Here is a 6,309-nt window from a genome sequence, read left to right as displayed (position 1 = left end):
GCGCGAAGGGAGCGCGAAGGGAGCGCGAAGGGCCCCGGGGGCGCCCGAGCGGGGCGGGCATCCCCGGGGCCCTGGGCGGTCAGCACCGGCGTCAGGGCAGCGCCGGTGCTGAAGGGCGGCGCCGGGGGGAGCGCCGCTGGCTTTGGAGGCCGCCGGTCTTTCGGGGTGGTGTGTTTTTGAGCCGTACGCCTGCGAGTCGTGCGCCTGCGAGCGAGCGGTGCGCTTTCGGGTGGAGCGCGGTGGTGCAGCGGCGATACAAGGGGGGCGTACGCCCGCGTGGTCGGACCAATGACGGTAGGGAGGTCCGGGGCGTCTTCCCTCCGTGCATCGTGGTGGATGTGGCGCTTCCGGCGCAACCGTTTCGACCGGATACGGTCGGCCCCAGGCGTCCCCGGGACCGACCGTTCTTTGGGGTGGTGACCGGGCTGCTGTCCCCTGCTGACCGGTCACCTCGCCGAAGCGAGGTCCCACGACGCGCCGCCTGAATCACCGCAGGGGGCCGCGTCTCATCGCTTCGGCGGATCTGAGCCACGCGTGGATACTTCCGGGCCGCTCCTGGCTGGCGCGGACAACGGGCTCAACGAAGCGGCTCACGGCCTGGTCACGCGGCGTACGGGTGACGGCGCGTGACGGCGCGAGCTCGGAAAGTGCCGGGAATGCGGGCGGAATGCGCGCGGAAATGTGCCAGGAAAGTCGGGATGGCGAGCCCGTTAGAATCGATGGTCCAACCCCCAGAAACACCGCAACCTCCGCCGGAAGGCCGCCGAAGTGCCATCAGCGTCCCCTGCTGCCGCCCCCGACACCGTCCTGGTCGTCGACTTCGGCGCGCAGTACGCCCAGCTCATCGCCCGTCGGGTCCGCGAGGCCCGGGTCTACAGCGAGATCGTTCCGTCCACCATGCCGGTGGCCGAAATGCTCGCCAAGAAGCCGAGGGCGATCATCCTCTCCGGCGGCCCGTCGTCGGTGTACGCGGAGGGTGCGCCCACCGTCGACCGCGCGCTGTTCGAGGCCGGGGTGCCGATCTTCGGCATGTGCTACGGCTTCCAGCTGATGGCCACCACGCTCGGTGGCACGGTCGACAACACCGGGGCCCGCGAGTACGGCCGTACGCCGCTGACCGTCACCAAGCCCGGCTCCACGCTCTTCGAGGGCACCCCGGCCGAGCAGACCGTGTGGATGTCGCACGGCGACGCCTGCTCGGCCGCCCCCGAGGGCTTCACCGTCACCGCCTCCACCGATGTGGTGCCGGTCGCGGCCTTCGAGAACGACGAGAAGAAGCTGTACGGCGTGCAGCACCACCCCGAGGTGATGCACTCCACCCACGGCCAGCAGGTGCTGGAGCACTTCCTCTACCGGGGCGCCGGGATCGAGCCGAGCTGGACCACCAGCAATGTGGTGGAGGAGGCCGTCGCCGCCATCCGTGAGCAGGTCGGCACCAAGCGCGCGATCTGCGGCCTGTCCGGCGGCGTGGACTCCGCCGTCGCCGCCGCCCTCGTCCAGCGGGCCATCGGCGACCAGCTGACCTGCGTGTACGTGGACCACGGCCTGATGCGCAAGGGCGAGTCCGAGCAGGTCGAGAAGGACTTCGTCGCGGCCACCGGCGTGCAGCTGAAGGTCGTCGACGCCGAGGAGCGCTTCCTGACCGCGCTCGCCGGGGTGTCCGACCCCGAAGAGAAGCGGAAGATCATCGGCCGGGAGTTCATCCGGGTCTTCGAGCAGGCCCAGGCCGAGCTGGTCGCCGAGGCGGGCGCCGCGGGTGAGGCCGTGGAGTTCCTGGTGCAGGGCACCCTCTACCCGGACGTGGTGGAGTCCGGCGGCGGCACCGGCGCCGCCAACATCAAGTCCCACCACAACGTGGGCGGGCTCCCGGACGACCTCGAGTTCCAGCTGATCGAGCCGCTGCGCCGGCTGTTCAAGGACGAGGTGCGGATGGTCGGCCAGGAGCTCGGGCTCCCGGAGGAGATCGTCCAGCGCCAGCCCTTCCCGGGCCCGGGCCTGGGCATCCGTATCGTCGGCGAGGTCACCAAGGAGCGCCTGGACCTGCTGCGCGAGGCCGACGCCATCGCGCGCGAGGAGCTGACCGCCGCGGGCCTGGACCGGGACATCTGGCAGTGCCCGGTGGTGCTGCTCGCGGATGTGCGCTCGGTGGGCGTGCAGGGCGACGGCCGTACGTATGGCCACCCGATCGTGCTGCGCCCCGTCTCCTCCGAGGACGCGATGACCGCGGACTGGTCGCGGCTGCCGTACGACGTGCTGTCGCGGATCTCGACCCGGATCACCAACGAGGTCGACGAGGTGAACCGCGTGGTCCTGGACATCACCAGCAAGCCCCCAGGCACCATCGAGTGGGAGTGACCCCGACCCCTCGTATCCCGTATGCACGCCGACGCCGTCGCCCGATCTTTCCGGGCGGCGGCGTCGCCGCTGTTGCGTCATCGCTCTGGCGTCCTGTGATACCCCCAGGTAGCTTCCGCTCCGAGCCCTGAGAGCACGCAGTGCGCCAAGGAGTGAGCCGCAGATGCCGCCGATGCCGGAGCCGATCCCCACCGACCAGTTGCACTTCACCCTGCCGCCGCAGCACACCTCGCCGGAGGACGAGCGGCGCCACCGCAAGGAGCGGCTGGCCGCCGCCCTGCGCCTCTTCGGGCGGTACGGGTTCGAGGAGGGGGTCTCGGGCCATATCACCGTGCGGGACCCGGAGTTCACGGACTGCTTCTGGGTGAACCCCTTCGGGATGTCCTTCCGCCACATCACCGTCAGCGATCTGATCCTCGTCAACCAGGCGGGCCGGGTGGTCCAGGGGCGCCACCACGTCAACCAGGCGGCGTTTGTCGTTCACTCGTCCGTGCATCAGGCGCGGCCGGAGGTCGTGGCCGTCGCGCACTGCCACTCGGTGCACGGCCGCGCCCTGTCGGCGCTCGGTGAACTGCTCGAACCCATCACCCAGGACGTCTGCGCCTTCTTCGAGGACCACGCGCTCTACGACCGCTATACGGGTGTGGTCGTGGACGAGGCGGAGGGGCGGGCCATCGCGGCGGCGCTCGGCCCCCGCAAGGCCGTCATCCTGCGCAATCACGGTCTTCTGACGGTCGGCGACTCGGTCGACGCGGCCGCCTGGTGGTTTATCGCGATGGAGCGCTCCTGCCAGGTGCAGCTGGCCGCGAAGGCCGCGGGCAAACCGGTCCTGATCGACTACAAGAACGCGGTGCAGACCCGTGAGCAGCTGGGCACCGATCTCGTCGCCTGGATCAACTATCAACCTCTGTACCAGCAGATCACCCGCGGTGAGCCGGACCTGCTGAGCTGAGACCCCCCGACTTACGGCACAATCCCCTGTCAAGACATGTCAGTTGGGACCAGAGCGCCGACTGACCCGGGAGAACGACGAGCGGGAGCGCCTCGTGGCGGTGAAAGCGGCGGAAGACGCCACGACGGCAGAGCGCCATACGCACAGCGGATGCGAGTGCGCCGAATGCGCCCGGGACGGGCACCGGCGGGCGGTGGCCGCGTTCTTGGTCCTGCGCGACCGGTTCGCGGCCGGGGAGGGTCTGCCGGCGGCGCTCGCGCACTCCGCCGAGGCCTCCCGGCAGTGGGTGTCGGACGAGCTGACGCAGGCGGCCCGGACGACCTGGGACACCGGCCGCGCCGAGAGCTTCGCATGGGGCGGGGCGGTGTGGCGGCGCACGCTGTACGTGGTGTGGGGCGCGGTCGGGGCGCTGCTGATCGGGCAGTTGGCCACGGCGGTCGGCGCGGGCTGGTCGGCGGCGCGTACGGCCTCGCTGACCGTCGCGCTGCTCGCGGCCGGGCTGCTGACGCTCGCCGCCCGGCTGCACCGCGGCAGCGGCGGCCCGCTCGCCCTGCTCGTCGGCGAGGACAACCGCCTGTCCACCTCGCGCGCCGTGGCCGCCGCGTGGCTGCTGTTCGCGGTCTTCGCGGTGCTGATGCTCGCGGTCGAGCTGGCCTTCGCCCCGGAGGCGGGGGAGCGGACGGCCGACGGGCTGGCCCCGGGCGACGCCGCCGGGCTGCTCACCGTCACCGCCCTGAGCTGCCTGGCCGCGGTCGCGGCCCGGCTCGTGGTGGCGGCGCGGGTGCGGGCGCAGCGGCTGCAGAAGGTCCGGGCGCTGCGCCCGCGCGCCGCGGATCTGCTGACCGACGACGCGGGCCGCGGCAGCCTGGCGGACGCGCAGTACGTGGTGGTGCAGGCGGTCGTGCTCGCCTTCGCCGCGGTGCGGCTGGCGCGCGAGCCGCAGCGGCTGCCCGATCTGCCCTGGGGCCTGGCGCTGCTGGCCGCCGTCTCGGTGCTGATGTACCTGGCCGGGAAGTACACGGAGGGCGGCCGGCCCACGGTGCTCTCGGTGGTCCGGGTACGGCCCGAGGAGGGCGGCTTCGACCGGGACGCGCCGATCCGCACCGGGGACGACATCGAGATCCGCGGCAGCGGCTTCGTACCCCCGGGGGCGGAGGAGCCGGACCGGCTCGCCCGTATGGTCGTACGGATCGGGGCGGTGCACGTCCAGGTGCCGCTGGTGCCGGTCGCCGGGGGCTTCAGCAACCCGACCGACACCGTGCTGACCGTGCCGGTGCCGGTGGATGTGGAGCCGGGGCGGGTGGAGGTGCAGGTCGTCACCGCGGCGGGGGCGGAGACAAATCGCTATCCGATCGACGTTCTGGACTGAGTCACCTGCCCGTTTCCTCCGTAAGGTTTTGTTGACGAGGCAACGGGAGAGGCGGGCGTCATGAGGCATGCTGACAGAACGGTCGGAGCCGGCTCGGGCAGTGTGAGCGGCGTGGGCGGCGTGGGCGGGATAGGCGGCAGCGGCAGCACCGGCGGCTGGCGGGACTCCGCCGCGCGGTACGCCCTGCTGCCGCTGCGGATCTTCCTCGGGGTGACGTTCATCTACGCGGGGATCGACAAGCTGACGGACTCGGCCTTCCTGGCCGACAGCGGCACCGGCTCGATGGGCGAGCTGATGCGGGGCGTGCGCGACAGCTCCGCGGTGCCGTGGCTGATAGACCAGGCGCTCAAGGACCCCACCAGCTTCGGGTACGCCATGGCCTTCGGGGAACTGGCGGTCGGGCTCGGCACGATCGTGGGGCTGCTGGGGCGGCTGGCGGCGTTCGGCGGCGCGCTGATCTCGCTGAGCCTGTGGCTGACGGTCAGCTGGCAGTCGGATCCGTACTACTACGGAAACGATTTGGCGTATCTGATGGCGTGGCTGCCGCTGGTCCTGGCGGGCACCCCGTATCTGTCGCTGGACGTGGTCATCTCCAAGCGCCGCAGGCGCCAGGGCGCGCAGCTGTTCAGCTGACCCCCTCCTGGTCCTCCCGGTCCTGGCGGTCCTCCCGGTCCTTCCGGTCCTGGCGGGGCTCTCGTACGCCGCTGCCGCGGCCCGCGGGCGGCGCCTCGTAGCGGCGGCGCAGCTCGTCCATGGGCAGATCGCGCAGCGGCGGTGCGGTGTGCTCGGAGAGGCGGGTGCGGCGCCGCCGGGCGCCGAAGGCGAGCGCCGAGACGAGCCCCGCCAGGCACAGCCCGCCCAGGAGGACGGGCAGGGGCGCGAAGGGCGGCAGATCCCATTCCCCGGCGGCGTCCAGGCCGTACGCGAGGGCCGTCCCGAGGACGACGAGTCCGGCGGTCAGCCTGCCCGGTTCGAAGCGGTGCGTCATGACCGGCTCACCTCCACATTGCCCAGGCCGATTTCCAGGTCCAGCCGCAGCGTGCCCTTCGCGGCGCGCCCGTCGGCAGGCGGCACGGTCACGGTTCGGTCTCTACTCGGCTGGATGTCGATGTCGTCGCCCCTCTCGCCCGGCAGCCGGATGTCGCCGAACCCCACATGGATGGTCAGCTCGAGCCGTGTGTCCTTGGGCACGGTGACGGCCAGTTTCCCGGCGCCGACCTCGGCGTGCGTGGTGACGGTCTGGCCCTTCTTCAGGGACATGCGGTCCAGCTTCAGTTCGCCGACGCCGCCGCCCAGCTCGTACGAGCCGCGTACGGCCGCCGTGGACGTGGGCGCCCAGGTGCGGCGCGACCAGTCGGTGGTGACGGACTTGGGGAGCCAGGCCGCTGCCGCCAGCAGTGCGGCCGTCACCACTGCCAGCACGATGGTGCCGGAGCCCGTGCGGCCGTACCGGGAGCTGACCGCGATGCCGAGCCCGAAGACGCCCAGCGCGCAGGCGAACCCGATCTCCAGGCTGGTGCCGAGCGGCCGGGAGCCCCATGACGCGCCCGCACCCGCCACAGCCGCCGCCAGGGCGAGCAGAAACGTCCAGCCGCCGATCGACGTCCCCCCGGACGCCCCGGACGCCCCAGGC

Annotated in this window: 5 protein-coding genes and 1 pseudogene; 4 read left to right on the top strand and 2 right to left on the bottom strand. The window is 72.0% G+C overall.

The window, feature by feature from the left end:
- The first annotated feature begins 768 nt into the window (after positions 1–768).
- The 4 genes from guaA (at position 769) to CCN51_RS10805 (ending at position 5,309) form a co-directional block, all read left to right on the top strand.
- Positions 769–2,355 carry a glutamine-hydrolyzing GMP synthase gene (gene guaA, locus CCN51_RS10820; protein WP_014177381.1) on the top strand — a complete coding sequence of 529 codons (1,587 nt, stop codon included), beginning with the start codon at positions 769–771 and terminating at the stop codon, positions 2,353–2,355.
- 163 nt (positions 2,356–2,518) lie between these two features.
- Positions 2,519–3,307 (top strand): class II aldolase/adducin family protein, encoded by a 789-nt coding sequence (locus CCN51_RS10815; RefSeq protein ID WP_014177380.1) that lies wholly within the window; start codon positions 2,519–2,521, stop codon positions 3,305–3,307.
- A 94-nt stretch (positions 3,308–3,401) separates the two neighbouring features.
- Positions 3,402–4,676, top strand: coding sequence for a hypothetical protein (locus tag CCN51_RS10810; RefSeq protein WP_043487060.1), 1,275 nt, complete (start codon positions 3,402–3,404; stop codon positions 4,674–4,676).
- A gap of 60 nt (positions 4,677–4,736) precedes the next feature.
- The gene (locus CCN51_RS10805; protein WP_078610511.1) at positions 4,737–5,309 is read left to right on the top strand and encodes a DoxX family protein; all 573 of its coding nucleotides are present in this window, start codon (positions 4,737–4,739) and stop codon (positions 5,307–5,309) included.
- On the opposite strand, the gene CCN51_RS56380 is transcribed toward CCN51_RS10805, so the two are convergent.
- Positions 5,302–5,664: a hypothetical protein gene (locus CCN51_RS56380; protein WP_014177377.1), complete on the bottom strand. Its 363-nt coding sequence runs from the start codon at positions 5,662–5,664 to the stop codon at positions 5,302–5,304. The two genes, CCN51_RS10805 and CCN51_RS56380, sit on opposite strands and share 8 nt — an antisense overlap.
- Positions 5,661–6,309, bottom strand: a pseudogene (locus CCN51_RS10795) (cell wall-active antibiotics response protein); the annotation flags it as partial. The pseudogene CCN51_RS10795 and the gene CCN51_RS56380, both read right to left, overlap by 4 nt.

It is taken from the genome of Streptomyces milbemycinicus, from assembly GCF_002154605.1.
Classification (GTDB): Bacteria; Actinomycetota; Actinomycetes; order Streptomycetales; family Streptomycetaceae; genus Streptomyces; species Streptomyces milbemycinicus.
The sequence above is the reverse complement of the archived record's forward strand: the minus strand, read 5'-3'. Positions and strand labels throughout refer to the sequence as shown.